Genomic DNA, 24,414 nt, shown 5'->3' with positions numbered 1-24,414 from the left:
GGCACGGGTGCCGGTTCAGGCCGGTGTGTCCCGTTCCCGCTCCAGTTGCGTGCCCTGGGCGACCAGATTCCGCAACCACGCCGGAACGTGTTGCTCGTCGCGCGGGAACGTTTCCAGGTCGCGGGTGAAGGTGGTCGGATGCAACGGCGGCCACCATTTCGGGTCTTCGTCGAAGTTGAACGTGAACTCGGGTGCCACCCCGGGCGTCAGCACGATTTTCGCCGAGAACCACGTTCCGCGACCTGGTTCGTACATCCGGGTCCGCAGTTCGCGGAACCCGCCCCGTACTTCGGCGGGCAGGTCGATGTCCCCGCTCCGCCCGTCGGCCAGCCGGATTTCCGTGGCGTAGTCGTAGGCCAGCACGGTCGCGGACACGGTGAGGCTGACCTTCGCCCAGCCGTCCGGCGCGGCCTCCGTCAGCGCGGACGCGATACCGGTGGTCAGCTCGTCCGTCATGGGGTCGCTCCGTAATGGGTGTCCGGGCCGTAATTGACCTTGGAAGGATCATTCGGGAAGTCGCGTTGTCTGGTCACTCGCGACACCTCGACCGGTCCGGGGAGAAGATTCCCCTGACCGTCGACGGCGTACACGACCTCTTGCCAGCGCATGACCACGTTCTCCGGAATGCCGTTGCTCTCGCCTTCCATCCTGACCTGATAGTTCTCGACCTTCTGGCCGGGCACCTCGTCGAACTTGCCCAGTTCGGCCTCTTGCGCCCGCCAGGACGCGTCATGGATCCAGCTGTCCCTGTAGTGACCGCTGTTGGAAGCGGCCATCTGGGGATGCATGTTGACGTACTCGCCGGGACCACCCATCTCATGCGCCGAGAAGTGCCCGCCCGCCCATTCGACGTGTGCGTACGTGCTCCCGTGCACCGGGTGACTCTGGTAGGCCGCCTTACCTTCTTGGCCCGACCTGTTCTGCGACGTGTTGTCGCGGAAGTCGTCGTGTTTCCCCTTGAAGACCGGGTCGCCGGTCATCGCGCTCGGCTTCCCGTTGTCACCGACTTCGAAGGTCCAGTGCTTTGTCGGGTCGTGGAAGTTGGGGACGCGATACTGCGTATTGGGCTGCAGGGGGTAGCGCAGGTCGGGGTTGTGGAAGGGCTTCGAGGTCGGCAGCGTCGTCTCGACGTGCGTCACCTTCCCGGTGTCGTCGGTGAAGAACCGGCTGCTGGCACCGTTCTTGTACTCCACCTTGTACTCGGCGTTCATCGCCAGCGGCTTCTCACCGCGCAGAGCCTGCGGAACCCCTTCGGGATCCGGCTGACTGTTCCGGATACGCGGCTTGACGTCGTCGATGGTCTTGGGCGAGTCGATCGGATCGTGCCCGCCCGGCCGGTCCCGCGGCCCGGCGAACTCCGAGTCGGCCCCTCGGTTCCAGGTGGCGAACCGTTCGTTGAACTCCGGCGAGTCCGGGCGGATCGTCCGAGGTTTGGGAACGTCGTCGTACGGCGGATGACCGGCGTCGTCGCCGTCGCCGCGGCTCTGGGCGCTCTCGGCGTCCACGTCCTGCTTGTCCGCGTGCGAGGTGTCCGGAGTGAAGCCGTCGTCGCTCGCCCGGCGGGCGGTGCCGTCGGGGCTGTGGACGTCCCATTCGCCGTTCGGCGGGATCCTCGGCCGGGTGCGGCCGTCGGGCCCGATCTCGTAATCGGACGAGAAGACCCGCCCGTTCGCGTCGGTCCACGCCGGCTTGCTCGGCGCCATCACCTCGGTGTCGAGTTCCCGCGACAGACGGCGCGCGAAATCGTTCGAGCCGGCGTCGCAGCCGATCAGCCTGATCGGGCGGCCGTCGTAGTCCCCGTTGCGCCGCAGGATGTCCGCGAATTCTTCGGGGGTGTACGTGCGGTTGCCGATGCGGGCGTGTCCGTCCGGCGTCACGTGCACGTCGACGGTGTAGCGGCCGTCCGGATCCGGCTGGACCCGGTGCGGCAGGTCGCCCATGTCGCCGTCGCCGCGGTGGTACGAGCTGCCCGCGGGGGTGCCTTCGGAATGCCGCTGGTTGACCTCGTCCGGCGTCAGCGGGCGGTCCGGCTCGGCGTCGGGACCCCGGTCGTGCGGTGAGCCGTTCTGATCCTGGCGCGGGCCGTGCCCTTCGGGGCCGTGACCGTCCGGCGAACGCTGCGGCCCGGAGTGACCGCCTGGACCACGGCCGCCCGGTCCGGTGTTGCCCGGACCCGTGCCGCCCGGCCGGTTGCCGGGACCGTGTGTGCCGGGCGTGCCGGTGTGCGGCTGGGCACCGGGGCCGAAGTCGTTGCCACGGGCGACCGGCTGCGGCTGATGCGGCTGGTTCGGCCGTCCACCGGGGCCGGTCTGGCCCGGACCGCGGCTGGGGCCGGTGTGGGTGTCGGGACCGCGCGGGGTGTGAGTGTCCGGCGTGCGCGGCGAGCCGGGCGTACCCGTCCAGCCGCCACCCTGCGGCCTGCCGCCGGGCGAACCCGGGGTGCCGCCGGGCGTGCCACCCGGAGCGCCCTGGGGCGGCATGCCGCCGGCGACCGGCTGACCCTGCGGCGGGACACCGGGCGAACCGTCGCCACCGGTGCCGCCGCGCTGCGAAGGAACGTGGGACGGGCCCGCGTCGCCGACACGCGGTGCCGTGGGCGCGGTGCCGCTGGTCGTCGTGCCGCTGTCGGTCGGCCGGGTGGGGCTGCCGCCGTCGTTGCCGCCATGGTGGCCGGGCGACGGATCGGAACGCGGCGTGGGCGAACCGCCGCCGTCACCGCCGTGCGTACGGGGCGAGCCGCCACCGTCGCCGGTGTGACCGGGCGAGCCGCCGCTGTCGGCCCGGGTGTTCGGTGCGTCGGGTGCGTGGCTGGGTGAGCCACCGGTGTCCGCTCGCGTGTGCGGAGTGGGAGATCCACCGTCCGGAGTGTGGCTCGGCGAACCGCCGCTGTCGGCCCTGGTGTGGGGAGCGGGAGAGCCGCCGCCGTTGTCGGCCCGGGTGTTCGGGGCGTCGGGTGCGTGAGTGGGAGAACCGCCGGTGTCCGTCCGTGTGTGCGGTGCCGGGGAACCTCCGTCGGGTGCGTGGCTGGGCGAGCCGCCGCTGTCGGCCCGTGTCTGGGGTGCCGGGCCGCTGTCCGCGCGGTTCGGGCTCGGCGAACCGCTGTCGGGCGTGCGGTTCGGAGTGCCGGAATCGCCGGGTGATCCGCCGTCGGAGCGGGCGGCACTGGGGGAGCCGCCATCGCCGTCCGGTGTGCTGCCGAGGTTTCCGTCCGAAGTGGACGGTGAGTCGCCATCGCCCGTGCGGCCGGGAGAGCCACCGTCCCTTGTGGACGATGAGCCGCCGTCGCCACCGCGGGTGGTGGCGCTCGACGGGGTGTCGCCGGTGCGCGAGTCGCCGTTCGAGCCTGTGTCACTTGAGCCCGAGTCGCTCGAGCCGTCACCGGAGCGGCCGGAGTCGCCCGAACCACCCGAGTCGCCGTCGGAGCCGTTGGAACCGGAGTCGCCGGAACCGTCGGAGCCGTCGCCGGATCCGCTGCCGGAACCGTCGCCGTCCGGGCCGTCCCCCGATCCCGTGCCGCCGCCGTCGGGCCCGCCGGAGCCGCCGCCGCGGCCACCGCGCTGGACGAAGCCGCCTGCCTTGATGTTCTTGGGGTTGAGCGCGTCGAGACCGGTGATCTTGCCCGCGATCTTGCCGAAGATCTTGATGATCTTCTCGAAGACGTCGACCAGCTTGCCGAGCAGCGGCGAGACCCGCCGCATCGCGTCGCACAGTTCCTTGAGCTTGTCGGCGATCTTCGCGGCCCACTTGGCGATCGCGGTGACGGCCTGCGCGACCACGATGGGCGTGCCGAAACCGAGGGAGAACACCGTCTCCATGACCCACGCGATGAGCTTGCCGACCGCGTCCGCGATCAGCTGGCGGATGAATTCGCGGACGAACGCGACGATCTCGCCGAAGATCATCACGACGGTGCTGATGCCACCCGCGACCGTCGCCGCCCCGCTGATCGCCTCGGCCTGTTCCGCGGCCTGCTTGCGGTACTGGTCGGCGGCCTCGCCGGTCCAGCCGGCGGTGCCGTTCTTGACCGTGTTCGAGAACTCGACGTGGGTGTCTTCCAGCTTCTTGGCGACGTTGCCCCAGGTCTCGGAGTACGACTGGATCACCGGCGGGTCGCCTGCCACCGCGTCCAGCATGTCCTTCAGCGGCTGCATGTGTTCCATCAGGAACGACGCCACCGACGACATGAGATAGCCGAACGGGTCGATCGCGGCGCTGGCGAGCTCGCCCGCGAGGCTCAGCACCCCGAGCCCGCCGCCGATCCAGTCACCGTTCGAGATGCCGTTGAAGGCGTCCATGGCCGACTCGGCGACGCCGATGCCCGCCGCGTAGCCGTATTCGCTGTTCCCGGCCGTCAGAGGGCCCGGGCCGTCGCCATCCGTCGGCGCCTTCGCGACGAGCGGGTTTCCCTCGGGCATCAGTCAGGCACCTGCACGTTCTTGAATTCCGCCGCGAAGTTCTCGTCCTGTGCCTGGTAGGCGTTCGACGCCGAGCGCACGTTGTTCGCCACCGCTGTCGCGGCTTCGACGGCCTTGTTCAGCGCGTTGATGCCGAACTCCTCGACCGGGTCGAGCATCATCCGGAACGGCTGGCAGATGATGCCGTACGCGTCGGTCGGCATGCTCACCTGCTGGGCGGCGTCGACCGCCGTGCGCAGCCCGTCGGCGATGCCGTCGACCTGCTTGGCGTGCGCGTCGAGGTCGGCGCCGAGCTCGTAACCCTTGCCTGCCATGGTTTCTCCCCTCTACCAGGCCGGATGAACACTAAGAAAGAATGCTGCCGCCGAAATCGTCGTCGTCTTCGTCCTGCGCGCGGCGGCGGCGCGGGACCTGCTTGGGCTGCGGCGGGGTGCCCGTCGCGGGCGGCGGGGGCTCTTCGTCCTCCGGGCCGAAGCGGTGGTGCCGCTCGGGTTCCGGCGGAGCGAGGTCCTCTTCCGGCGGAGCTTCCGGGAAGGTGCTCTGCGCCTCCGCGATCACCCTGCTCGCCGTCTCATCGGTGGTTCCGACCGTTTCGGCCATCGCCGCCTGCAGCAGTTCCGGGATCCGTGACTGCGCGAGCTGCACGAGCCGCATGACCTGCGACGAGACCTCGGCCATCCGCTTGCCGCTCGCGGCTTCGGCGATGACCAGGTTCGTGAGCAGGCCCTTCGAGTCGATCGTCACCTCGATGGTGTTGTCCTTCGACCGCTCTGTCACGGTCTGCCCCTGCATGCGGGCGGCCATCGCCTGGTAGCGCGCGGCGGTCTCCTGGATCTGCTTCGTCCAGTTGTCCACCATCTGTTCGCTGGCGTCGACGTTGTCCGGCATCGGGACCCTTCCACAAGCTGCATGCTGACGTCTTCACACTGACGGTCCGAAGGAGCCTTCGGTTCCGGAGTGCTCGAAGTTTAGTTCCCGTCCGGTGTACCACCCCGCGCCGACAAAGTCGGCCCCGTCACGCAGCGAAAGGGCCCTTCACCACACAAAGTGCGATGAAGAGCCCTTTCACGCCCTGCGAACTGCCGGGGTCAGAGGTTGCCGCGAGGCTGCGCTGACGGCGCCTCGCCGTTAGAGATTGCCTCGGCGCTCCTGCTCCCGCTCGATGGCCTCGAACAGGGCCTTGAAGTTGCCCTTGCCGAAGCCGAGCGAGCCGTGGCGCTCGATGAGCTCGTAGAACACCGTCGGGCGGTCGCCGATCGGCTTGGTGAAGATCTGCAGCAGGTAGCCGTCCTCGTCGCGGTCGACCAGGATGCGGTGCTCCTTGAGCTTCTCGATCGGCACCCGGACCTCGCCGATCCGCGCACGCAGCTCCGGGTCGTCGTAGTAGGAGTCCGGGGTGTCGAGGAACTCGACGCCCGCCGCGCGCATCGCCTTCACCGTCGCGACGATGTCGTTGGTGGCCAGCGCGATGTGCTGGCAGCCCGCGCCGCCGTAGAACTCGAGGTACTCGTCGATCTGCGACTTCTTCTTCGCGATCGCCGGCTCGTTGAGGGGGAACTTGACGCGGTGGTTGCCGTTGGAGACGACCTTGCTCATCAGCGCCGAGTACTCGGTCGCGATGTCGTCGCCGACGAACTCCGCCATGTTCACGAAGCCCATGACGCGGTGGTACCAGTCGACCCAGTAGTCCATCTTGCCGAGCTCGACGTTGCCGACACAGTGGTCGACGGCCTGGAACAGCCGCTTCGGCGCACCTTCGGGGCGGACGATCTTGCTCTCGCGCGGCTCGTAGCCGGGCAGGTAGACGCCGGTGTACTTCGACCGGTCGATCAGCGTGTGGCGGGTCTCGCCGTAGGTCGCGATCGCGGCGATACGCACGGTGCCGTGCTCGTCGGAGACGTCGTGCGGCTCTTCGAGGACGGTGGCGCCCTGCGCGCGGGCGTGGTCGATGCAGCGGTCGACGTCGGCGACCTCGAGCGCGAGGTCGATGACGCCGTCGCCGTGGCGGCGGTGGTGGTCGAGCAACGAGGAGTCGGGCTTGACGCCGCCGGTGATCACGAAGCGCGCCGAACCGGACTTCAGCACGAACGACTTGCGTTCGAAGTTCCCGGTTTCGGGGCCGGAATACGCGACGAGCCGCATCCCGAACGCGACCTGGTAGAACCACGCGGTCTGCGTGGCGTTGCCCGCGATGAACACCACCGCGTCCATCGACTTCACCGGGAAGGGATCGGTCGAAGAGTCGTGGTCGACGAGGCCGACGAGCTGACGCAGCTGGTCGTAGCTCACGTCGTCAAGAGCACCCTGGGGTTCCACTGTGTGCGTCATGCCATGAGCATCCGAGCGCGTGACAAAATGCGCAATGGTCAAAGATTTCGCTGCACACTATGTCCAGTGGCGCGTGGGGTCGCGCGGTCATAGTGGACAACCTGTGTAGGAGGTAGGCACGATGTCGGAAGTGCTCGACGAGCTGGACGCGCGGCTCCTGCTGTTGCTCACCGACTCGCCCCGGCTCGGAGTGCTCGAATGCGCACGGCGTCTCGGCGTCGCGCGGGGCACCGTGCAGGCCCGGCTGGACCGGCTGACCGAACGAGGGATCCTCGGCGGATTCCCGCCCGAACTCGACCTCGCGGCGATGGGATACGGCCTCACCGCGTTCGCCGTCCTGGAGATCGCGCAGGGCCGCCGGGCCGAGGTCGCGGAGGCGCTGTCCGCGATCGACGAGGTGTGCGAGGTCCACGCGACGACAGGCCAGGGCGACCTCTTCGTACGGATGGTGGCGCGCAACAACGACGACCTGCAGCGGGTGGTGGACGAGGTGGTCGGCGCGCCGTACGTGCGGCGGACGTCGACGTCGATCGCGTTGTCGACGCCGGTTCCGCCGCGCGTACGGCCGCTGCTCGAACGGCTGGCGCGGAACTAGCGCACTTGGTGCAGGTACCGCGCGGCCGACCGCTGGACGGCCTCGTGTCCGTCGGTGCGGATGATCGCGTCCCACCAGGCGCCGTAGATCGCCTGGAACTCGTACGGTTCGAGCATCTCGGCCGCGCGGCGGACGATCTCCGGGCGCTCCGGGATCAGGTTCGGGTAGCTGTACATCATGCCGACGAAGCGGCGGTCCGGGACGACCTGCAGGATGTCGCCCGAAAGCAGCGCGCCGCGGCCGTTCTCCCCGCCGGGCCAGTGCAGCACGGTCCCGCCGTCGAAATGCACGCCGAGGTTGATCAGCCGCAGGTCGGGGGCGACGTCGAGGGTCGCGCCGCTCCACAGCTTGATCGCCGGATCCGGCCTGCCGATCCACTGCCGGTCGCCCTCGTGCAGGTAGACGGGCACGTCGAAGGCGTGGGCCCACTCGACCATGGTGGTGTAGTAGTGCGGATGGCTGATCGCGATGCCGGTGATCCCGCCGAGTTCGCGGACCTTCGCGACGAGGTCGTCGTCGATGAAGCCCGCGCAGTCCCACAGGAAGTTGCCGGATTCGGCCTTGATCAGCAACGCCCGCTCGCCGATGGCGAAATTGGGGGTGGACCCGACCCCGATGAGACCGGGTCCCTGCTCTTCGACGCGGGCCGTGTACGTGCCGCTGGCGCGAATGGTGTTCAGATCGGTCCACTGTTGTCCGGCCTGCGGGATGTATTGACGTTCGTCTTCGCAGATCGGGCAGTCGGACCGGGGTCCCGCGTACTGCATGCCACAGGCGACGCAGATCGGTAGCTCGCTCATCGTTTCCCTCCAGGTTGATCTGGACGGAAACGCTAACGGCTCATATGCGCGCCCGGCCATATCGGGCCGGGCGCGCGGAGACTCACTTGTCGGTGTACGGCACGGCCTTCACGAGCGTCACCTTCTGGATGCTGCCGTTGGGCAGCTCGTACTCACGGGTCTCGCCCTCTTTGGCGCCGAGCAGCGCCTTTCCGAGCGGGGACTCCGGTGAGTAGACGTCCAGGCCGCCCTCTGTGCCCTCTTCGCGCGTCGCCAAGAGGAAGTTCTCGTCTTCGTCGTCACCGTCGTAGCGGACGGTGAGGACCTTGCCCGGTCCCGCGCTGCCGTCGTTGGCGGGCGGCTCGCCCACCTTGGCCGAACGGAGGAGCTCCTGGAGGTGGCGGATGCGGGCTTCGTGCTGGCCCTGCTCTTCGCGGGCGGCGTGGTAACCGCCGTTCTCCTTGAGGTCGCCCTCTTCCCGGCTGTCGTTGATCTTCGCAGCGATGACCGGGCGGAGCTCGATGTAGTGGTCGAGTTCCTGCTTGAGCCTGTCGTAGGCATCCTGGGTCAGCCAGGTCACCTTTGTGTCGCTCACGGTCACCATCTCCTCGTGGGGCCTGCCAGGCTTGGGTGTTCAAGCCGGCCGCCAGGTTCGGCATGGCGTGCCGACCTGGGTGAGATAAAAGGAAAAACACGGCCCGTCTTGGGCCGTGCCGGTAGATCAGAGTAACACGGCGCGAGGCATCGCCGCCGGTGGAATTCGGTCGCGCCTCGGCGTTGGGCGCCCGTTTCACCCCGTTGGCCGCTATGGCCTTGACAGGTACCGTGGTACGTCGTATGAGCACCCGAAGATATCAGCCGTGACGGGCTTTCCGATGCTCTTGATGGTGGTTGTCACCCTGCTGTTCTTCGAACCAGGCTGAATCAGGACCTCTTTGCGGCCGCTTTCCGCGCCCGCCTTGTCACGGACGCGGACGACGCACACCCCCGGACGGTTCACGTCGTCCCTGGTCACGTTGATCGTGATCTCCATCGCGTCGCCCGGCTTCTCGGCGAATGAGACGCGTTCGCCGTCGATGGGCGCGCTGCCGAAGTTCAGGTACATGGCGTAAGCGATACCGCCGCTGACCAGCAGTGCGATCACGCCGAACACCAGGCGCCGCCAGCGGGCGGGGCGCGCGGCGCGGGTCTTGCCGTACCGGGCGTCCAGTGAGTCCGTCCGGGCGCTTTCCGCGGTGGGAGCGTCCTGTCCCGTGCTCAACCCGGGCCTCCCGGTTGGTGTCGTCGTGCTCGCAGGGACAATGGGGTCGTATGCGAGTGGTTCCCCTCGAGTATCCGCGCCCGGTCGGGCGGGCCGTCAGGCAGGGTCGCAGGGGAATAGGGAACGAGAAGGGGACGTTCGGAGCATGGTGCTAGCCGATGAACCGCCGAAGTCACGCCTCCGCCTGATGGCGGTGCACGCGCACCCCGACGACGAGTCGAGCAAGGGTGCCGCCACGATGGCCAGGTACGCCGCCGAAGGGCACGAGGTCATGGTCGTGACCTGTACCGGTGGCGAAGCGGGCAGCGTGCTGAACCCCGCCATGGACCGTCCCGACGTACTGGCCAACATGACCGAGATCCGCCGGGAGGAGATGGCCCGCGCGGCCAAGATCCTCGGCGTGAGCCACGTCTGGCTCGGCTACCTCGACTCGGGCCTTCCCGAGGGCGATCCGCTGCCGCCGGTCCCGGAAGGCTCGTTCGCGGTCGTCCCGCTCGAAGAGTCCACCGGTGCCCTGGTGAAGGTCATCCGCGAGTTCCGCCCGCACGTGATCGTCACCTACGACGAGAACGGCGGGTACCCGCACCCCGACCACATCCGCACGCACGAGATCTCGGTCGCGGCCTTCGACGCCGCGGGCGAGACGGAGCGCTACCCGGACGCGGGCGAGCCGTGGCAGCCGTTGAAGCTCTACTACGTGCACGGGTTCTCGCGCGCCAGGATGACCGTGTTCCACGAGGGCCTGCTCGCGCGTGGCATCGAGTCACCGTACGAGGAGTGGCTCAAGTCGTGGGACCCGGAGAAGGCCGACGTCATGGACCGGGTGACCACCCGCGTCGAGTGCGGCGACTACTTCGAGCAGCGTGACGAGGCCCTCAAGGCGCACGCCACCCAGATCGACCCGAACAGCCGCTGGTTCGCCGTCCCGCGCGACCTGCAGCGCGAGGTCTGGCCGACCGAGGAGTACGAGCTGGTCCGCTCACTGGTGGACAGCACCCTGCCGGAGGACGATCTGTTCGCCGGTTTGAAGGAGAAGGTGGGCTAAATGAGTTTTGTCGTGCCGGCGTTCGCCGTCGTCGGAGTGACGGTGTCGTCGCAGTTCCTGGCACAGCAGCCCGGCAACGGCGACAACGGCGGCCAGGGTGAGGACTTCGGCAAGTCGTCGCCGGTGGGTTTCCTGATCCTGATCCTGTTCCTGATCGCCGTCGCGCTGCTGGTGCGGTCGATGACCAAGCACCTGAAGCGGCTCCCGGAGAGCTTCGACGAGCCCGCCGCTACGTCGGACGCCGCTTCGGAGACGCCCGCCGACGAGACTTCTGTCGAGAAGGCCGTCGTCGAGGAGCCTGCCGCCGCTCGGGCCGCGGAGAAGCCGGCCGTCAAATCTGACTGAGCGCTGCTATGAAAGGCCCGTTGCTTGCAAATTTTGCAAGTAACGGGCCTTTCATAGCGTTTCCGGACCGAGTCAGAGGCGAGGGTCGACCGGATCCGATTCCATCGCCAGCACCGCGAACACGCATTCGTGCACCCGCCACAACGGTTCCCCGCGCGCCAGCCGCTCCAGCGCCTCCAGCCCCAGCGCGTACTCGCGCAGCGCCAGCGCCCGCTTCCGGTTCAGCCCCCGCTTGCGAAGCCGCGCGAGGTTCTCCGGCAGCGTGTAGTCCGGCCCGTAGATGATCCGCAGGTACTCCCGCCCGCGCACCTTCACTCCCGGCTGCACCAGGCCCCGCGTGCCGCGCGAAAGGTTCGCCGCCGGTTTGACGACCATGCCCTCGCCGCCCGCGCCGGTCAGGTCCAGCCACCATTCGACGCCGCGCGCCACCGACGCCGGGTCGGTGGTGTCGACCGACAGGGTCCGCGTGCGCGTGAACAGGTCGCCGGTGAGCCGGTCCAGCCGCGCGAGATGCCAGTCGTGCGGCCGGTCGTGGTACGACTTCCCTTCCGACGCGAGCACCTGGAACGGCGCCAGCCGGACGCCGTCGAGGCCGTCGGTCGGCCAGCAGTAGCGCCGGTAGGCCTGCCGGTACGCGTCGACGGCGGACTCGCGCACCCGCGTCCGCGCCAAAAGCTCCGAGACGTCGACCCCGCGAGCGGCCGCGGCGTCCAGTGAAGCGACGGCCGAGGGCAGCACGGACTGGGCCGCCGCGCCGACGGACGCGTACTGGTCCGAGATCAGCGAGCCCGCCTTCGCGCTCCACGGCAGCAACTCCGCGTCGAGCAGCAGCCAGCCGGTGTCCAGCTCGTCGAACAGTGCCGACGCGGCTTCGCGGACGCCGTCGAGCAGCCGTGCGTTCTGTTCGGGTGCGAAGAACGGCCGCCCGGTGCGGGTGTACACCGCGCCGGGTCCCCGGATCCCGAACCGCGCGGGAGCCGCGTCCTCGTCACGGCACACGAGCACGATCGCCCGCGATCCCATGTGCTTCTCTTCGCACACGACCGACTGGACGCCCGCCGCGCGGAACTCGGCGAAGGCCTCCTCGGGGTGTTCGAGGTAGTCGTCCAGGGCGGACGTCGCACAGGGCGCCATGGTCGGCGGCAGGTACGGCAGCCAGCGCGGGTCGACGGCGAACCGGCTCAGCACCTCCAGTGCCGCCGCCGACTGCTCGGCGGAGACCCCGACCCGGCCGTGGTGGCGGGTCTCGACGATCCGCTTCCCGGTGACGTCGCCCAGTTCCAGTACCGCGGGCTCGCGTCCGTCCAGCGGCCGCTCCGGTTCGAGCGGGCGCACCGGTTCGTACCAGACCTTCTTCGCCTTCACCGAGACGACTTCCCGCTCCGGGTAACGCAAAGCGGTCAGCTTGCCGCCGAAGACACAGCCCGTGTCGAGGCACATGGTCCCGTTGACCCACTCCGGCTCCAGCGTCGGCGTGTGTCCATAGAGGACTGTCGCGGTCCCGCGGTAGTCGCGCGCCCACGGCAGCCGCACCGGCAGGCCGTACTCGTCGATCTCGCCGGTGGTGTCGCCGTACAGCGCGGTGCTCCGCACGCGACCGGACGCGCGCCCGTGGAACTTCTCGGGCAGGCCCGCGTGCGCGACGACGAGCTTGCCGCCGTCGAGGACGTAGTGCGCGATGAGGCCGTCGCAGAATTCCCGCGCCTCGGCACGGAATTCCTCGTCCTGCGCGGCGAGCTGCTCCAGTGACTCCGCGAGGCCGTGCGCCACCTTGACCTTGCGCCCGTTCAGCGCGCGGACCAGTTTCTGCTCGTGGTTCCCGCAGACGACCAGCGCGCTGCCCGCCTCGGCCATCGCCATCACGCGGCGCAGCACGCCCGGGGTGTCGGGTCCGCGGTCGACGAGGTCGCCGACGAACACCGCGGTGCGTCCTTCGGGGTGCACGCCGTCGGCGTAACCCAGTTCGGTGAGGAGTTCCTCCAGTTCCTCGCGGCAGCCGTGGACGTCGCCGATGACGTCGAACGGCCCGGTCAGATCGCGGCGGTCGTTGCGCAGCGGCTCGACGACGATCTCCGCTTCGGCGACCTCGGCTTCGCTCCGCAGCACGTGCACGCGGCGGAAACCCTCGCGCTCCAACGACTTCAGCGAGCGGTGCAGCTCGCCGCGCTGGCGGCGGACGACGTGCTCGCCGAAGTCGCGGTCCGGCCGGGACTCGTTGCGTTCGTGGCAGAGCTTGACCGGCAGGTCCAGCACGATCGCCGTCGGCATGACGTCGTATTCCTTCGCCAGTTTCAGCAGGCTCGCCCGGGAGGCGCGCTGGACGTTCGTCGCGTCGATGACGGTGACCCGTCCGGCTTCGAGCCGCTTCGCCGCGACGTAATGGAGCACGTCGAAAGCGGCGGCCGACGCGCTCTGGTCGTTCTCGTCGTCGGCCACCAGACCGCGGAAGTAGTCGCTGGACAACACCTGAGTCGGCGCGAAATGCGTCCGCGCGAAGGTGGACTTGCCGGAGCCGGAGGCCCCGACGAGCACGACGAGGGACATGTCGGGAATGGTCAGTTTCATGCCACGGCCTCCTTTCGAGACGTGAAGACCGCCATTTGGGTCGGCGGTCCTGATTCCTGGGACTCCGGTCCCACCGGGAGCAGCCGGACCTCGTAGCCGCGCCGGGACGCGACACCCTCGGCCCACGAACGGAACTGCTCGCGTGTCCATTCGAAACGGTGGTCGGCATGCCGGAAGCGGCCCTCTTCGAGGAACTCGAAATGCCGGTTGAACTCGGCGTTCGGCGTCGTGACGAGCACGGTCCGCGGTGCGGCGACGCCGAAAACGGCGTGCTCCAAAGCGGGCAGGCGCTCCTCGTCGACGTGCTCGATCACCTCCATCAGCACGGCCGCGTCGTATCCGGCCAGCGACGGATCCGCGTAGGTCAGCGCGGACTGCCGGAGGGTGATCCGGGCCTTGTCCTTGAGCCGCTTGTCGGCGATGTCGAGCGCGCTCGCGGACACGTCGACGCCGACGATCTCGGTGAACGACGGTTCCTTCTGGAGCACGCGCAGCAGCGCGCCCGCGCCGCACCCGAGGTCGAGCACGCGCCTCGCACCCGCGGCCCGGAGCGCCGCGAGCACACTCCCGTGGCGCTGGACGGCCAGCGGCTCCGGCCGGTCCGGCAGCTCGGTGACCAGCGCTTCGGCCTCGGCCGGAACGTCGTCCGCTTCGGCCAGCCGCTCGAGCGCGTACGAGACGATCGGCCGACGCCGTTCGAGGTACCGGTTGGTGATCAGCTCCCGTTCCGGGTGCCCGGCGAGCCAGCCCTCGCCGACCCTCAGCAGCTTGTCGGCCTCGTCCTGGCCGATCCAGTAGTGCTTGTCGCCGTCGAGCGCGGGCAGCAGGACGTACAGGTGCCGCAACGCGTCGACGACACGCTGCGTCCCGGTCAGCCGGAGATCGACGTAGCGGGAATCGCCCCACCGCGGGAATTCGGGGTCGAGCGGGATGGGCTCGGCCTCGACCTGCCAGCCCAGCGGCTCGAACAGCTTGTGGACGACCTCGGCGCCGCCGCGCGCGGTCAGTGACGGCACGTGGATCTCCAGCGGGAAGCGCTCGTCGACCAGCTCCGGCCGGTTCGCGCACCGGCCGGCCAGCGCGGTGGTGAAAACGGCCCGCAGCGCCACCGCCAGATACGAGCCGCCCGCGTACGGCCGGTCGTTGACGTACTGGGTCAACGACGTCCCGCCGCCGCGCACGAGCTCGATCGGGTCGATCTCGGCCAGCAGGGCGACGGTGCAGCGCTCTTCGGCCGCCTCGGGGTAGAAAACGTGCGCCGTCCCGGCCGAGAGCGTGAACGACTGCGCCTTCCCCGGATGCTTGTGCAGGAGAAAGCCCAGGTCGGTGGCGGGTGTCCGGGTGGTCGTCATGGTCAGCAACACCGCGTCAGTGTCGCGCAGACGGCCGTTCCGCGCGCCCGCTTTTCCGCGTGCGACCCTGATGGCATGTCGAACCGCCTGAAGGCCGCGACCAGTCCGTACCTGCTGCAGCACGCCGAGAACCCGGTGGACTGGTGGCCCTGGGGAGAAGAGGCGCTGGCCGAGGCGAAACGGCGGAACGTGCCGATCCTGCTTTCGGTCGGCTACGCGGCCTGCCACTGGTGCCACGTCATGGCGCACGAGTCCTTCGAGGACGAAGCCACCGCGACGCTGATGAACGCGAACTTCGTCAACATCAAGGTGGACCGCGAGGAGCGCCCGGACATCGACTCGGTGTACATGGCGGCCACGCAGGCGATGACCGGTCAGGGCGGCTGGCCGATGACGTGTTTCCTGACCCCGGAGGGCGAGCCGTTCCACTGCGGTACGTACTACCCGCCGTCGCCGCGACCGGGGATGCCGTCGTTCTCGCAGTTGCTCGTCGCCGTCGCCGAGGCCTGGGGTGAGCGTCCGGACGAACTGCGGTCCGGCGCCCAGCAGATCATCGCCCATCTCACGGAGAAGAGCGGCCCGCTGCCCGAGTCCGTTGTGGACGCCGCTGCGCTGGACGCCGCGGTCGCCCTGCTGCGCAAGGAATACGACGCCGAGACCGGCGGCTTCGGGGGAGCGCCGAAGTTCCCGCCGACGATGGCGCTGAACTTCCTGCTCCGTCACCACGAGCGCACCGGATCCGATCTCGGCCCCGTCACGCACACCGCGGAGGCGATGGCCCTCGGTGGACTCAACGATCAGCTCGCCGGTGGCTTCGCGCGCTACTCGGTCGACGCGCGCTGGAAAGTTCCGCACTTCGAAAAGATGTTGTACGACAACGGGTTGCTCCTGCGTTTCTACGCTCAGTTCCACGGCGTGACCGGGCTCGCGTACGCGCGGCGGACGGTCGAGGAGACCGCGGAGTTCCTGCTGCGTGATCTCGGGACGGCCGAGGGCGGATTCGCCGCTTCGCTCGACGCGGACACCGAGGGCGTCGAAGGGCTCACCTATGTCTGGACACCCGCGCAGCTCGTCGAGGTACTCGGTGAGGAGGACGGCGCATGGGCGGCCGAGCTGTTCCAGGTGACCGAGCGGGGCAACTTCGAGCACGGCGCGTCGACCCTGCGGCTGCGTGAGCCGCATCCAGAGGACGAATTGCGTTACGAGCGCGTCCGCCGCGCCCTGCTGGCCACGCGGGACGGACGCCCTCAGCCCGCCCGTGACGACAAGGTCATCGCCGCCTGGAACGGGCTCGCGATCGGCGCGCTCGCCAAGGCGGGCGCCCGGCTCGACCGTCCACAGTGGATCGATGCGGCCGCCCGCGCGGCGGCTTTCCTGATGGACACCCATTTCGTGGACGGACGACTGCGGCGAACCTCGCGCGATGGCGTCGTCGGCACGACGGCCGGGGTGCTGGAGGACTACTCCTGTCTCGCCGAGGGGCTGCTCGAACTCCACCAGGCGACCGGAGAGCCGCGGTGGCTCGCCGACGCGATCACCTTGTTGGACCTCGCCTTGGCGCATTTCGACGTCCCGGACTCGCCGGGTGCCTACTACGACACGGCCGACGACGCGGAGGTGCTGGTGCAGCGGCCCTCCGACCCGACCGACAACGCGAGCCCGTCGGGAGCCTCGGCGCTGGCGAACGCGTTGCTGACCGCGTCCGTGCTGGCCGGGCACGACCAGGTGGGCCGCTACCGCGAGGCGGCCGAGCAGGCGCTGTCCCGCTCGGGACTGCTCGCCTCGCGCGCGCCGCGTTTCGCCGGGCACTGGCTGACCGTCGCCGAAGCCGCCGCTGCCGGTCCGGTGCAGGTGGCCGTCATCGGTCCGGATGCCGCTTCGCGCTCGGACTTGCTGGCCGCGGCTCTCTCCGCGCTGTCGGACGGCGCTGTGGTCGTGAGCGGGACTCCGGATGCCGACGGCGTGCCGCTGCTCGCCGACCGCCCGCTGGTCGAGGGTGGCGCTGCCGCTTACGTGTGCCGCGGGTACGTGTGCGAGCGTCCGGTCACCACGGCGGAGGAGCTGCGCGCCCAGCTCGGCTGAGCACTGCTAGGAAAGGCCCGTTACTTGCAAAATTTGCAAGTAACGGGCCTTTCCTAGCGCGCGCGGGGGACCGTCGACCGCAGGTTTCGCCGGGGGAGAACACGGCTGTCTTTCGGCCGTTGCGAGCGTAGCGTCGGTAGCGTTGTAATCATGTAATCGCGGAGGCGAGCATGCACACCTACTTCAGGACGGCGAGGCATATGGGACGCGGTGGCTGGAAGGGCCGGGGCGGCTGGCAGCAGGCGGAGACCCCCTCGGCGGACGACGCGGCGGCGTGGTTCGGCGGACGGCTCCCGGAGGGCTGGTTCACCGGAGACCCCCAGGTCACGGTGGATCGCGAGGAGATCGTCATCGTCGGCGAACTCCAGCCGCTCACCGGTGACCACGCCGACGACGCCGCCCGCGCGGCGGCCGAAGACGGCCGGATCAGCAGGTTCCGCGAGGAGACCCGCGACGAGCGGATCGAGATCGCGCGCCAGGCCGAGCACCGGTATCAGCGCAAGGTCGCCTGGGGCGCGAGCCTCGGTGGCACGAGGCACCTGTTCACCACGCATTCGGCGCCGGTCATGACCAGGCTGCGGCAGCCCGAACGCCTGGTCCTCGACACCCTCGTGGACGCAGGCGTCGCGCGGTCGCGGTCCGAGGCGCTGGCCTGGGCTGTCCGGCTGGTCGGGGAGCACGCGGACACATGGCTCGCCGAGCTCCGGGAAGCGATGACCAAGGTCGACGATCTCCGCTCACAGGGACCGGACCTTTCCTGAGGCGGGCGTCTCCGCGGGCAAGCGGTGTTCGACGTCCGAGGGTTGCCGAACTGGGGAAGCCGGTCCGATTCGTGCTGCGCCCCCCGATGCGGTGCGGCAGGCTGAGCGCAGACCGCACCGCATCGGAGGAATCGTGGACACACCAGGACTTCCCGCGAAGATCGACCCGGACGCGCTGACCACCGTCCTCGATGGACGGTGGGCCGGGCTTCGCCGCGCGGTACGCGCGCAGATGGCCGCGGAGGACTTCAAGGACCCCGTCGACCTCGACGTCGAGGCGCACCGCGCGCAGGTCCTCGACTGGCTGCGGCTGCTCGCCCGCACCGACCGGCCGGGACTCGGCTTCGACCCGGCGCACGGCGGTGGCGGCGACGTCGGCGGTTCGGTGATGTCGTTCGAGATGCTGGGGTTCGGCGACCTCTCGCTGATGGTCAAGGCAGGCGTCCAATGGGGACTGTTCGGCGGCGCGGTGCAGCTGCTCGGCACCGAGCGTCACCACGAGCGCTACCTGCGCAAGATCAAGGACCTGGACCTGCTGGGCTGTTTCGCGATGACCGAGCACGGCCACGGCTCGGACGTCCAGCACCTGCGCACCACCGCGACCTACGACCCGGCCACGCGCGAGTTCGTCGTGCACACGCCGGACCGCGGCGCGATGAAGGAGTACATCGGCAACGCCGCCCGCGACGGCGAAGTCGCGGTCGTGTTCGCGCAGCTGATCACCGGCGGCGAGTCGCGCGGCGTGCACGCGTTCGTGGTGCCGATCCGCGGTGAGGGCGCGAGCGGTGTCGAGATCGAGGACTGCGGCCGTAAGGCTGGTCTCAACGGCGTCGACAACGGGCGGCTCACTTTCACCCAGGTGAGGGTTCCACGCGAGGCGCTGCTCAACCGGTTCGGTGATGTCGCCGAGGACGGTACGTACACGAGCCCGATCGAAAGCGACGGGCGCCGGTTCTTCACGATGCTCGGCACGCTGATCCGCGGACGGGTCAGCGTCGCGGGCAGTGCCGGCAGCGCGACGAAGCGCGCTTTGGCGCTGGCCGTCCGGTACGCCGAGCAGCGGCGGCAGTTCGCGCGGCCCGAGGGTGACGAGGTCGTGATCCTCGACTATCGCGCCCACCAGCGGAAACTGCTGCCCGCGCTGGCGACGTCGTACGCACTGCACTTCGCACAGGAAGCGCTCGTCTCGACACTTCACGACATCGCCGAGGACGCGCCGGAGGAAGAGCAGCGAGAGCTGGAATCGCGGGCCGCCGGGATCAAGGCCGTCTCGACCTGGCACGCGACGGCCACCATCCAGGCCGCTCGCGAGGCGTGCGGCGGCTCCGGCTACCTCTCGGAGAACCTGCTCGCCGGGCTGAAGGCCGACACGGATGTCTTCACCACCTTCGAGGGTGACAACACCGTGCTGCTGCAGCTGGTCGCGAAGGGCCTGCTGACCAGCTACAAGGACCATTTCGAAGACCTGAGCCCGCTCGCGACCGCGCGGTTCGTGGCGGAGCAGTTCGTCGAGGCCGTGATCGAACGGACGTCGGCGCGCAAGGTCGTCGAGCGGCTCACCGACGCCGACGACAGCGACGTCCTCTACTCGCGGGAATGGCACCTGAAGCTGTTCGAAGACCGCGAAGAGCACGTACTCGGCGGAGTCGCGCAACGTCTGCGTAAGGCCGCGTCGGATCCCTTCGGCGTTTTCAACGACGCGCAGGACCACGTGCTGCGCGCCGGACGGGTGCACGTCGACCGGGTGGTGCTGGAGGCGTTCATCGGCGCGATCGAGCGCTGTGCCGACGCGGAGGCGCGGGAACTGCTCGAGCGCGTCTGCGACCTCTACGCGCTCGTGAACATCGAGGCGGATCGAGGCTGGTTCCTCGAACACGGACGCCTGACCTCGGGTCGCTCGAAGGCCGTCACCGCCGCGGTGAACGCGCTGTGCGCCGACCTGCGCCCGCACGCGCGGACGCTCGTGGACGCCTTCGCTATCCCCGAGCAGTACCTAGCGGCTCCGATGCTGCAGGACTGAGCCCGGCACGCTGCTCGGCGAGCTCGACCCGCAACGCCTTGACCTCGCGGGTCAGCTCGTCGAGGTGCTCGCGAGTGACGGCCTGCGCGCTCTCGTCGGCTTCGGTCACCCGGCGGATCAGCCACGACGCCAGCGTCGCGGTGACCACACCGAGCAGGGCGATCCCGGCCACCATCAGTCCCACCGCGACGACGCGGCCGGTGCCGCTGATGGGGTACCGGTCGCCGTAGCCGACCGTGGTGATCGTCGTGATCGACCACCACACCGCGTCCGGGAAGTCGGAGATCGGCGCGTCCGGCGCGGCGCGTTCGGCGTCGAGTACGGCGAGTGCCGAACAGAACACGATGAGCGCCGTCGCGCCCACCGTGTAGATCACGACGCGGCCGCGCAGCGACAAGCCCGCGTTGCGGTTGAGGACGTTGAGCACCGTGACCAGCCGGAGCAGCCGTAACTGCCGGATCAGCGGGAGCACGATGATCAGCAGGTCGAAGATGTTGTTCTTCAGGAAACCCCGTTTGTCCTCGGCGTGTTTGAGGCGGACGCCGTAGTCCAGGGCGAAGACCGCCCAGGAGACCCAGGTGACCACCTCGCACCAGACCCGGCCGGTGTGCCCGAGCGAGGGTTGGAGGATCGGCCACGCGTAGGCGGCCAGGAACAGTACGGCGGCGGCGTTGAGCGGCCACTCCATCCGCTTTTCCCACATCGGGCGTCTCCTCACCTGGCCTTTTCCAGGTGCGTACGTTAAGCGATGTCGAGGGCTGTGCCATAGAGTTTCCCGGTTTTGAGGGTGATGAAAAGCCTGCGCTCGTCCGGGTCTTCCTGTGTCCGGACGACTTCGGAGAGTTCCGCTTCCCCTTCCACGACGGCGAATTTCCAGTGATCGGCGCTGGAGACGTAAAGGGACGCGTGCGGATTGTTGCGGATCTGCTTGACCTTGAGACGGTCTTCGGTCGTGCTGATCCGGATCTCGCGGGTCTCGGGATCCCACTTGTAGACGACGGTGGAGAGATGCGGACGGCCGTCGCGCTTGAGGGTCGCGAGGGCGCCGAAGGTGTGCTCGGCGAGGAAGGCGCTGAGGGCGGCGTCGTCGAGGGCGCGGGGCGGTGCGTTCTTGGCCATGACGACGATCATGGTTCCTGTGGTGGGGGCTGGGAAGAAGGCACTTTCTTGTGCCAGAGGGAACATGCGTGTGTCCGTCCTGGTCACGACCCACCCGGCCGAACAGTTGATCGCGCCATACCTCCGGCTGACCCGTCGTTTCCGCCTGCGTCCCCCGCGTTCGGCTGAGGCGCGCCGTCCTCGATCCCGCGACGCTGAACCGCATGGGAAACGAGTTGAGCAGACGCGGAGTGCTGGCCGGCGCGGCCGCCGTCGGAGCGACCATCGGCCTCGCGGGAGCCGCCGACGCGGCCGAGTCCGGCCCGCTGACGATCCGGCGCGGCGACCCGCGTTACGACGGTTTGGTACGCGCCAACAACTTCCGGTTCGTCGGCGACCCCGACGAAGTCCGGCTGGCCGGAACCACAGGCCAGGTCGTGCGCGCGGTTTCGGACGCGGTCCGCGCGGGGCGGCGGGTCGCGGTCCGCAGCGGCGGGCACTGTTTCGAGAACTTCACGGCCGATCCGGCGGCGCGGACATTGATCGATCTGTCGCAATTGGACGCCGTCGGCTTCGATCCCGTACGCCGCGCGTTCTTCGTCGAACCCGGCGCGACCCTCGGGCAGGTGTACAAAACCCTCGGCCGCGGTTGGGGCGTGACGATCCCGGCGGGCGGCTGCCCGGAGGTCGGCGCGGGCGGGCATATCGCCGGCGGCGGGTACGGTCCGCTGTCGCGTCGGTACGGCGCCGTGGTCGATCACCTGGAAGCCGTCGAGGTGGTGGTGGCGGACCGGGCGGGCGTGCGCGCGGTCGTCGCGTCGCGCGATCGGAACCAAGACTTGTGGTGGGCGCACACCGGTGGCGGCGGAGGCAACTTCGGCGTCGTGACGCGCTACTGGCTCCGCTCGCCCGGCGCCACCGGCACCGATCCGGCCCGGCTGTTGCCTCCGCAACCGCGGGAGATGCTGACCTGTCTGGCCGTCTGGTCCTGGGACGAACAGGCGCTCGCCCGGGTCCTGCGGAACTTCGGTACCTGGATGGAACGCAACAGCGCCCCCGGCTCGCCGAACGCCGGTCTGTATCCGATCCTCGACCTGAAGCACCGCGACAACGGAGGCTTCGAACTGACCGTTCAAGCCGACGCCGACCTCCCCGGTGTGGATCGGCTGGTGACCGATCTCGTCACCGGGCTCGGGGTCGAGCCCGCGTACACCTATCGGCACAAGTCGCCGTGGTCGCACATGACGACCTGGCCGGGCCTCGGGCAACCCGGCGATGTGGCGACGCGCCGCTACAAGATCAAGGCCGCGTACCTGAACCGGTCGTTCACCGATGCCCAGATCGCGGCGATTCGGCGGCACTTGAGCGGGGAGACCACGGTCCAGGGCGGGATGCAGCTCATCGGCTACGGCGGCCAGGTCGGCGCCGTCGCCCCCGAGGCGACCGCGATCGCGCAGCGCGGGGCGATCATGAAGGCGGTCTACAGCTCACTCTGGCTGGAGCAGTCCGACGACGCGGCGAACCTGGCCTGGGTGCGGGAGTTCTACCGGGACGTCTACTCGTCGACCGGTGGCGTGCCGGTCGACGACGGTTCGTACATCAACTATCCCGACGTCGACCTGGCCGATCCGGCCTGGAACACGTCCGGCGTGCCTTGGCAGACGCTGTACTACCAGGGCAACTACCCGCGTCTGCGGCAGGTGAAGGCGCGATGGGATCCGCGGAACGTCTTCACCCACGCGCTCGGGATCTGAACCGCTCAGTCGAGACAGAACTCGTTGCCCTCGATGTCCTGCATGACGATGCAGGACTCGTTCTCCTCGTCGGCGAGCATCACGCGTTCGCAGACCGCGCCGAGCGGGATCAGCCGATCGCGCTCGGCTTCGAGGGCGGCGAGGCGTTCGGCGCCCACGAGCCCGGTGCCGACCCGCACACACAGATGCACCCGGTTCTTGACGACCTTGCCCTCGGGAACGCGCTGGAAGTACATCCGCGGGCCCGCCCCGGTGGGATCACTGCAGACGAAGCCCTTGTCCCGGTCCTCCGGCGGCAGCGAGTCGTTGTACGCGTCCCAGCTCGCGAAGCCCTCCGGGGGCGGCGGTACGACGTAACCCATCACCTCGCACCAGAACCGGGCGACGCGCTCGGGCGACGCGCAGTCGAAAGTGATTTGGACCTGCCTGATCGTCCCCATCACCTCACCCTAGTGGCGAGGTGTCAGGCGTACATCGCCAGCCAGATCGCGACGTAGTGCGAGCTGGCCGCCAGCACCGTGCAGGCGTGGAAGTACTCGTGGTACCCGAAGGTGTCCGGGAAGTGGTTCGGCCACTTGACGGCGTAGAACACCGCGCCCAGCGTGTAGAACAGCCCGCCGACGCAGAGCAGGACGAGCGCCGCGACACCGGCGTGCGCGCCCAATTCGGGCAGGACGAAGACGGCGACCCAGCCCAGTGCGATGTAGATCGGCACACCCAGCCAGCGAGGCGCGTTCGGCCACAGCATCTTCAGGGTGACGCCGCCGATCGCGCCGCCCCACACGATCGCCAGCACGATGTACCCGGTCGGCTGGGACATCGCCAGAAGGGTGAACGGCGTGTAAGTGCCCGCGATGAAGAGAAAGATCATCGAATGGTCGGCGCGCTTCATCCATTCGTATGCTCGTGGGCTCCACAAGCGACGGTGATACAGCGCGCTGACGCCGAAGAGACCGAGCACGGTCAGCCCGTAGACCGAAGTGGACAAAGCGGCTATGGGCGACACTGTGGACGCGGCGAGACTGATCAGGGTCACGGCGCCGGCGACTGCGACGAAGAAGGACCAGAAGTGGATGTGCCCGCGCAGGCGCGGACGCGTGTCCACCAAGGGCGCGGGGCCGGACGGCTGCTGTTCGGACTCTACGCTCACTCCTCCCAGGTTACGGCACCGTAGGTTTTTTACCAGTCTCCGTGGCGCGTCCCACTGAGGCCCGCGGGGTGACTACTCTCCACTGGCGTGAGTCTTCGGTCCTTCTTGTCAGACGTCGTGTACAGCGCCTACGGCAGGCGCCTGATCCAGCAGGCCAAGGGGCGCCATCCACGCCACATCGCCATCATGCTGGACGGCAACCGTCGCTGGGCGCGCGAAGCGGGCTTCACCGACGTCGCCGACGGCCACCGCGCCGGCGCCAAGAAGATCGCCGACTTCCTGAGCTGGTGCAACGAGGCCGACGTCGAGGTCGTCACCATGTGGCTGCTCTCGACCGACAACCTCGGCCGCGCGGCCGAGGAACTGAGCCCCTTGCTGAAGATCATCACCGACGTCACCGACGAACTCGCCGCGCCGAACACGCCGTGGCGGCTCCGCATCGTGGGAGCCCTTGACCTGCTGCCGCCGGAGGTCGCGAAGGCCCTCAGCGCGGCCGCGGAGCGCACTGAGGGGCGTTCCGGGATGGAGGTCAACGTCGCGGTCGGTTACGGAGGGCGTCAGGAGATCGCCGACGCGGTCCGCAAGCTCCTGCTCCAGCACGCCGACGAGGGCACCTCGATCCGCGAACTCGCGAAGATCCTGGACGTCGACCATATTTCCGAACACATGTACACCTCGGGCCAGCCCGATCCGGATCTGATTATCCGCACCTCGGGTGAGCAGCGGCTTTCCGGATTTCTGCTCTGGCAATCGGCCCATTCGGAATTCTGGTTCACCGAAGCGTATTGGCCCGCATTCCGCCGGGTCGATTTCCTCCGCGCCATGCGTGATTACGCCTGGCGGCATCGGCGCTTCGGTTCCTGA

The 24,414-nt window shown here is 69.1% G+C and carries 22 protein-coding genes; 8 read left to right on the top strand and 14 right to left on the bottom strand.

What is annotated here, in order from left to right; translation table 11 throughout:
• Window positions 1–15: 15 nt before the first annotated feature.
• The 5 genes from BKN51_RS28245 to hppD form a co-directional block, all read right to left on the bottom strand.
• Window positions 16–456, bottom strand: a complete 441-nt coding sequence (locus BKN51_RS28245; RefSeq protein WP_101610528.1) for a hypothetical protein — start codon at window positions 454–456, stop codon at window positions 16–18.
• Window positions 453–4,415: a hypothetical protein gene (locus BKN51_RS28240; protein ID WP_233222966.1), complete on the bottom strand. Its 3,963-nt coding sequence runs from the start codon at window positions 4,413–4,415 to the stop codon at window positions 453–455. Before BKN51_RS28240 ends, BKN51_RS28245 begins: the two co-directional genes overlap by 4 nt.
• On the bottom strand, window positions 4,415–4,729 hold the full coding sequence (locus tag BKN51_RS28235) for a type VII secretion target (protein WP_101610527.1): 315 nt from the start codon (window positions 4,727–4,729) through the stop codon (window positions 4,415–4,417). The genes BKN51_RS28240 and BKN51_RS28235 overlap by 1 nt, the downstream gene beginning before the upstream one ends.
• 31 nt (window positions 4,730–4,760) lie before the next feature.
• Window positions 4,761–5,303, bottom strand: coding sequence for a YbaB/EbfC family nucleoid-associated protein (locus BKN51_RS28230; protein WP_101610526.1), 543 nt, complete (start codon window positions 5,301–5,303; stop codon window positions 4,761–4,763).
• A gap of 240 nt (window positions 5,304–5,543) precedes the next feature.
• On the bottom strand, window positions 5,544–6,743 hold the full coding sequence (gene hppD, locus BKN51_RS28225) for a 4-hydroxyphenylpyruvate dioxygenase (protein ID WP_101610525.1): 1,200 nt from the start codon (window positions 6,741–6,743) through the stop codon (window positions 5,544–5,546).
• A 121-nt stretch (window positions 6,744–6,864) separates the two neighbouring features.
• Here hppD and BKN51_RS28220 point away from each other — a divergent pair, with 121 nt between their 5' ends.
• Window positions 6,865–7,338 carry an Lrp/AsnC family transcriptional regulator gene (locus BKN51_RS28220; RefSeq protein WP_101610524.1) on the top strand — a complete coding sequence of 158 codons (474 nt, stop codon included), beginning with the start codon at window positions 6,865–6,867 and terminating at the stop codon, window positions 7,336–7,338.
• Here BKN51_RS28220 and BKN51_RS28215 read toward each other — a convergent pair.
• The 3 genes from BKN51_RS28215 to BKN51_RS28205 all read right to left on the bottom strand — a co-directional run bounded on the left by BKN51_RS28215 (window position 7,335) and on the right by BKN51_RS28205 (window position 9,378).
• A complete protein-coding gene (locus tag BKN51_RS28215; protein ID WP_101610523.1) occupies window positions 7,335–8,138 on the bottom strand; it encodes an MBL fold metallo-hydrolase in 804 nt (267 codons plus the stop codon). The genes BKN51_RS28220 and BKN51_RS28215 overlap by 4 nt on opposite strands.
• An 82-nt stretch (window positions 8,139–8,220) precedes the next feature.
• Window positions 8,221–8,721, bottom strand: coding sequence for a transcription elongation factor GreA (gene greA, locus BKN51_RS28210; RefSeq protein WP_101610522.1), 501 nt, complete (start codon window positions 8,719–8,721; stop codon window positions 8,221–8,223).
• A 201-nt stretch (window positions 8,722–8,922) separates the two neighbouring features.
• Complete coding sequence (locus tag BKN51_RS28205; RefSeq protein ID WP_101610521.1) at window positions 8,923–9,378, bottom strand: DUF4307 domain-containing protein; 456 nt, start codon at window positions 9,376–9,378, stop codon at window positions 8,923–8,925.
• Between the two features lie 145 nt (window positions 9,379–9,523).
• On the opposite strand from BKN51_RS28205, the gene mca reads away from it, so the two are divergent.
• Window positions 9,524–10,423 carry a mycothiol conjugate amidase Mca gene (gene mca / locus BKN51_RS28200; RefSeq protein ID WP_101610520.1) on the top strand — a complete coding sequence of 300 codons (900 nt, stop codon included), beginning with the start codon at window positions 9,524–9,526 and terminating at the stop codon, window positions 10,421–10,423.
• Window positions 10,424–10,768 (top strand): hypothetical protein, encoded by a 345-nt coding sequence (locus BKN51_RS28195; protein ID WP_101610519.1) that lies wholly within the window; start codon window positions 10,424–10,426, stop codon window positions 10,766–10,768. It abuts the gene before it with no gap.
• A 72-nt stretch (window positions 10,769–10,840) separates the two neighbouring features.
• On the opposite strand, the gene BKN51_RS28190 is transcribed toward BKN51_RS28195, so the two are convergent.
• Window positions 10,841–13,333: a polynucleotide kinase-phosphatase gene (locus BKN51_RS28190; RefSeq protein ID WP_101610518.1), complete on the bottom strand. Its 2,493-nt coding sequence runs from the start codon at window positions 13,331–13,333 to the stop codon at window positions 10,841–10,843.
• Entirely contained in the window at window positions 13,330–14,697 is a 1,368-nt protein-coding gene (locus tag BKN51_RS28185; protein ID WP_101610517.1) for a 3' terminal RNA ribose 2'-O-methyltransferase Hen1, read from the bottom strand. The genes BKN51_RS28190 and BKN51_RS28185 overlap by 4 nt, the downstream gene beginning before the upstream one ends.
• 63 nt (window positions 14,698–14,760) lie before the next feature.
• Between BKN51_RS28185 and BKN51_RS28180 the strand changes: the two genes are divergently transcribed.
• The 3 genes from BKN51_RS28180 to BKN51_RS28170 all read left to right on the top strand — a co-directional run bounded on the left by BKN51_RS28180 (window position 14,761) and on the right by BKN51_RS28170 (window position 19,548).
• Window positions 14,761–16,767: a thioredoxin domain-containing protein gene (locus tag BKN51_RS28180; protein WP_101610516.1), complete on the top strand. Its 2,007-nt coding sequence runs from the start codon at window positions 14,761–14,763 to the stop codon at window positions 16,765–16,767.
• A gap of 200 nt (window positions 16,768–16,967) precedes the next feature.
• Window positions 16,968–17,528 (top strand): hypothetical protein, encoded by a 561-nt coding sequence (locus BKN51_RS28175; protein ID WP_101610515.1) that lies wholly within the window; start codon window positions 16,968–16,970, stop codon window positions 17,526–17,528.
• Between the two features lie 133 nt (window positions 17,529–17,661).
• Window positions 17,662–19,548 (top strand): acyl-CoA dehydrogenase family protein, encoded by a 1,887-nt coding sequence (locus tag BKN51_RS28170; protein ID WP_101610514.1) that lies wholly within the window; start codon window positions 17,662–17,664, stop codon window positions 19,546–19,548.
• Here the strand turns inward: BKN51_RS28170 and BKN51_RS28165 are convergent.
• Together BKN51_RS28165 and BKN51_RS28160 are read right to left on the bottom strand one after the other, a co-directional pair.
• Window positions 19,505–20,251: a potassium channel family protein gene (locus BKN51_RS28165; protein WP_101610513.1), complete on the bottom strand. Its 747-nt coding sequence runs from the start codon at window positions 20,249–20,251 to the stop codon at window positions 19,505–19,507. The two genes, BKN51_RS28170 and BKN51_RS28165, sit on opposite strands and share 44 nt — an antisense overlap.
• 38 nt (window positions 20,252–20,289) lie before the next feature.
• Complete coding sequence (locus BKN51_RS28160; RefSeq protein ID WP_101613502.1) at window positions 20,290–20,667, bottom strand: pyridoxamine 5'-phosphate oxidase family protein; 378 nt, start codon at window positions 20,665–20,667, stop codon at window positions 20,290–20,292.
• 203 nt (window positions 20,668–20,870) lie between these two features.
• On the opposite strand from BKN51_RS28160, the gene BKN51_RS28155 reads away from it, so the two are divergent.
• Window positions 20,871–22,400 (top strand): FAD-binding oxidoreductase, encoded by a 1,530-nt coding sequence (locus BKN51_RS28155; RefSeq protein WP_101610512.1) that lies wholly within the window; start codon window positions 20,871–20,873, stop codon window positions 22,398–22,400.
• A 5-nt stretch (window positions 22,401–22,405) separates the two neighbouring features.
• Here the strand turns inward: BKN51_RS28155 and BKN51_RS28150 are convergent, their stop codons facing one another.
• Both BKN51_RS28150 and trhA read right to left on the bottom strand, forming a co-directional pair.
• Window positions 22,406–22,840, bottom strand: coding sequence for a VOC family protein (locus BKN51_RS28150; protein ID WP_101610511.1), 435 nt, complete (start codon window positions 22,838–22,840; stop codon window positions 22,406–22,408).
• 23 nt (window positions 22,841–22,863) lie between these two features.
• Window positions 22,864–23,505, bottom strand: a complete 642-nt coding sequence (trhA, locus tag BKN51_RS28145) for a PAQR family membrane homeostasis protein TrhA (RefSeq protein ID WP_101610510.1) — start codon at window positions 23,503–23,505, stop codon at window positions 22,864–22,866.
• A gap of 132 nt (window positions 23,506–23,637) precedes the next feature.
• On the opposite strand from trhA, the gene BKN51_RS28140 reads away from it, so the two are divergent.
• The gene (locus BKN51_RS28140) at window positions 23,638–24,414 is read left to right on the top strand and encodes an isoprenyl transferase (RefSeq protein ID WP_168214410.1); all 777 of its coding nucleotides are present in this window, start codon (window positions 23,638–23,640) and stop codon (window positions 24,412–24,414) included.

The sequence above is a fragment of the Amycolatopsis sp. BJA-103 genome (genome assembly GCF_002849735.1).
GTDB lineage: Bacteria > Actinomycetota > Actinomycetes > Mycobacteriales > Pseudonocardiaceae > Amycolatopsis.
Note: the sequence above shows the minus strand (reverse complement) of the source record. Positions and strands in the feature narration are given on the sequence as shown.

Coding starts and splice junctions, on each gene's coding strand:
- BKN51_RS28245 (WP_101610528.1), bottom strand. CDS start 456: ATGACGGACGAGCTGACCACCGGTATCGCGTCCGCGCTGACGGAGGCC.
- BKN51_RS28240 (WP_233222966.1), bottom strand. CDS start 4,415: ATGCCCGAGGGAAACCCGCTCGTCGCGAAGGCGCCGACGGATGGCGAC.
- BKN51_RS28235 (WP_101610527.1), bottom strand. CDS start 4,729: ATGGCAGGCAAGGGTTACGAGCTCGGCGCCGACCTCGACGCGCACGCC.
- BKN51_RS28230 (WP_101610526.1), bottom strand. CDS start 5,303: ATGCCGGACAACGTCGACGCCAGCGAACAGATGGTGGACAACTGGACG.
- hppD (WP_101610525.1), bottom strand. CDS start 6,743: ATGACGCACACAGTGGAACCCCAGGGTGCTCTTGACGACGTGAGCTAC.
- BKN51_RS28220 (WP_101610524.1), top strand. CDS start 6,865: ATGTCGGAAGTGCTCGACGAGCTGGACGCGCGGCTCCTGCTGTTGCTC.
- BKN51_RS28215 (WP_101610523.1), bottom strand. CDS start 8,138: ATGAGCGAGCTACCGATCTGCGTCGCCTGTGGCATGCAGTACGCGGGA.
- greA (WP_101610522.1), bottom strand. CDS start 8,721: ATGGTGACCGTGAGCGACACAAAGGTGACCTGGCTGACCCAGGATGCC.
- mca (WP_101610520.1), top strand. CDS start 9,524: ATGGTGCTAGCCGATGAACCGCCGAAGTCACGCCTCCGCCTGATGGCG.
- BKN51_RS28195 (WP_101610519.1), top strand. CDS start 10,424: ATGAGTTTTGTCGTGCCGGCGTTCGCCGTCGTCGGAGTGACGGTGTCG.
- BKN51_RS28190 (WP_101610518.1), bottom strand. CDS start 13,333: ATGAAACTGACCATTCCCGACATGTCCCTCGTCGTGCTCGTCGGGGCC.
- BKN51_RS28180 (WP_101610516.1), top strand. CDS start 14,761: ATGTCGAACCGCCTGAAGGCCGCGACCAGTCCGTACCTGCTGCAGCAC.
- BKN51_RS28175 (WP_101610515.1), top strand. CDS start 16,968: ATGGGACGCGGTGGCTGGAAGGGCCGGGGCGGCTGGCAGCAGGCGGAG.
- BKN51_RS28165 (WP_101610513.1), bottom strand. CDS start 20,251: ATGTGGGAAAAGCGGATGGAGTGGCCGCTCAACGCCGCCGCCGTACTG.
- BKN51_RS28160 (WP_101613502.1), bottom strand. CDS start 20,667: ATGGCCAAGAACGCACCGCCCCGCGCCCTCGACGACGCCGCCCTCAGC.
- BKN51_RS28155 (WP_101610512.1), top strand. CDS start 20,871: ATGGGAAACGAGTTGAGCAGACGCGGAGTGCTGGCCGGCGCGGCCGCC.
- BKN51_RS28150 (WP_101610511.1), bottom strand. CDS start 22,840: ATGGGGACGATCAGGCAGGTCCAAATCACTTTCGACTGCGCGTCGCCC.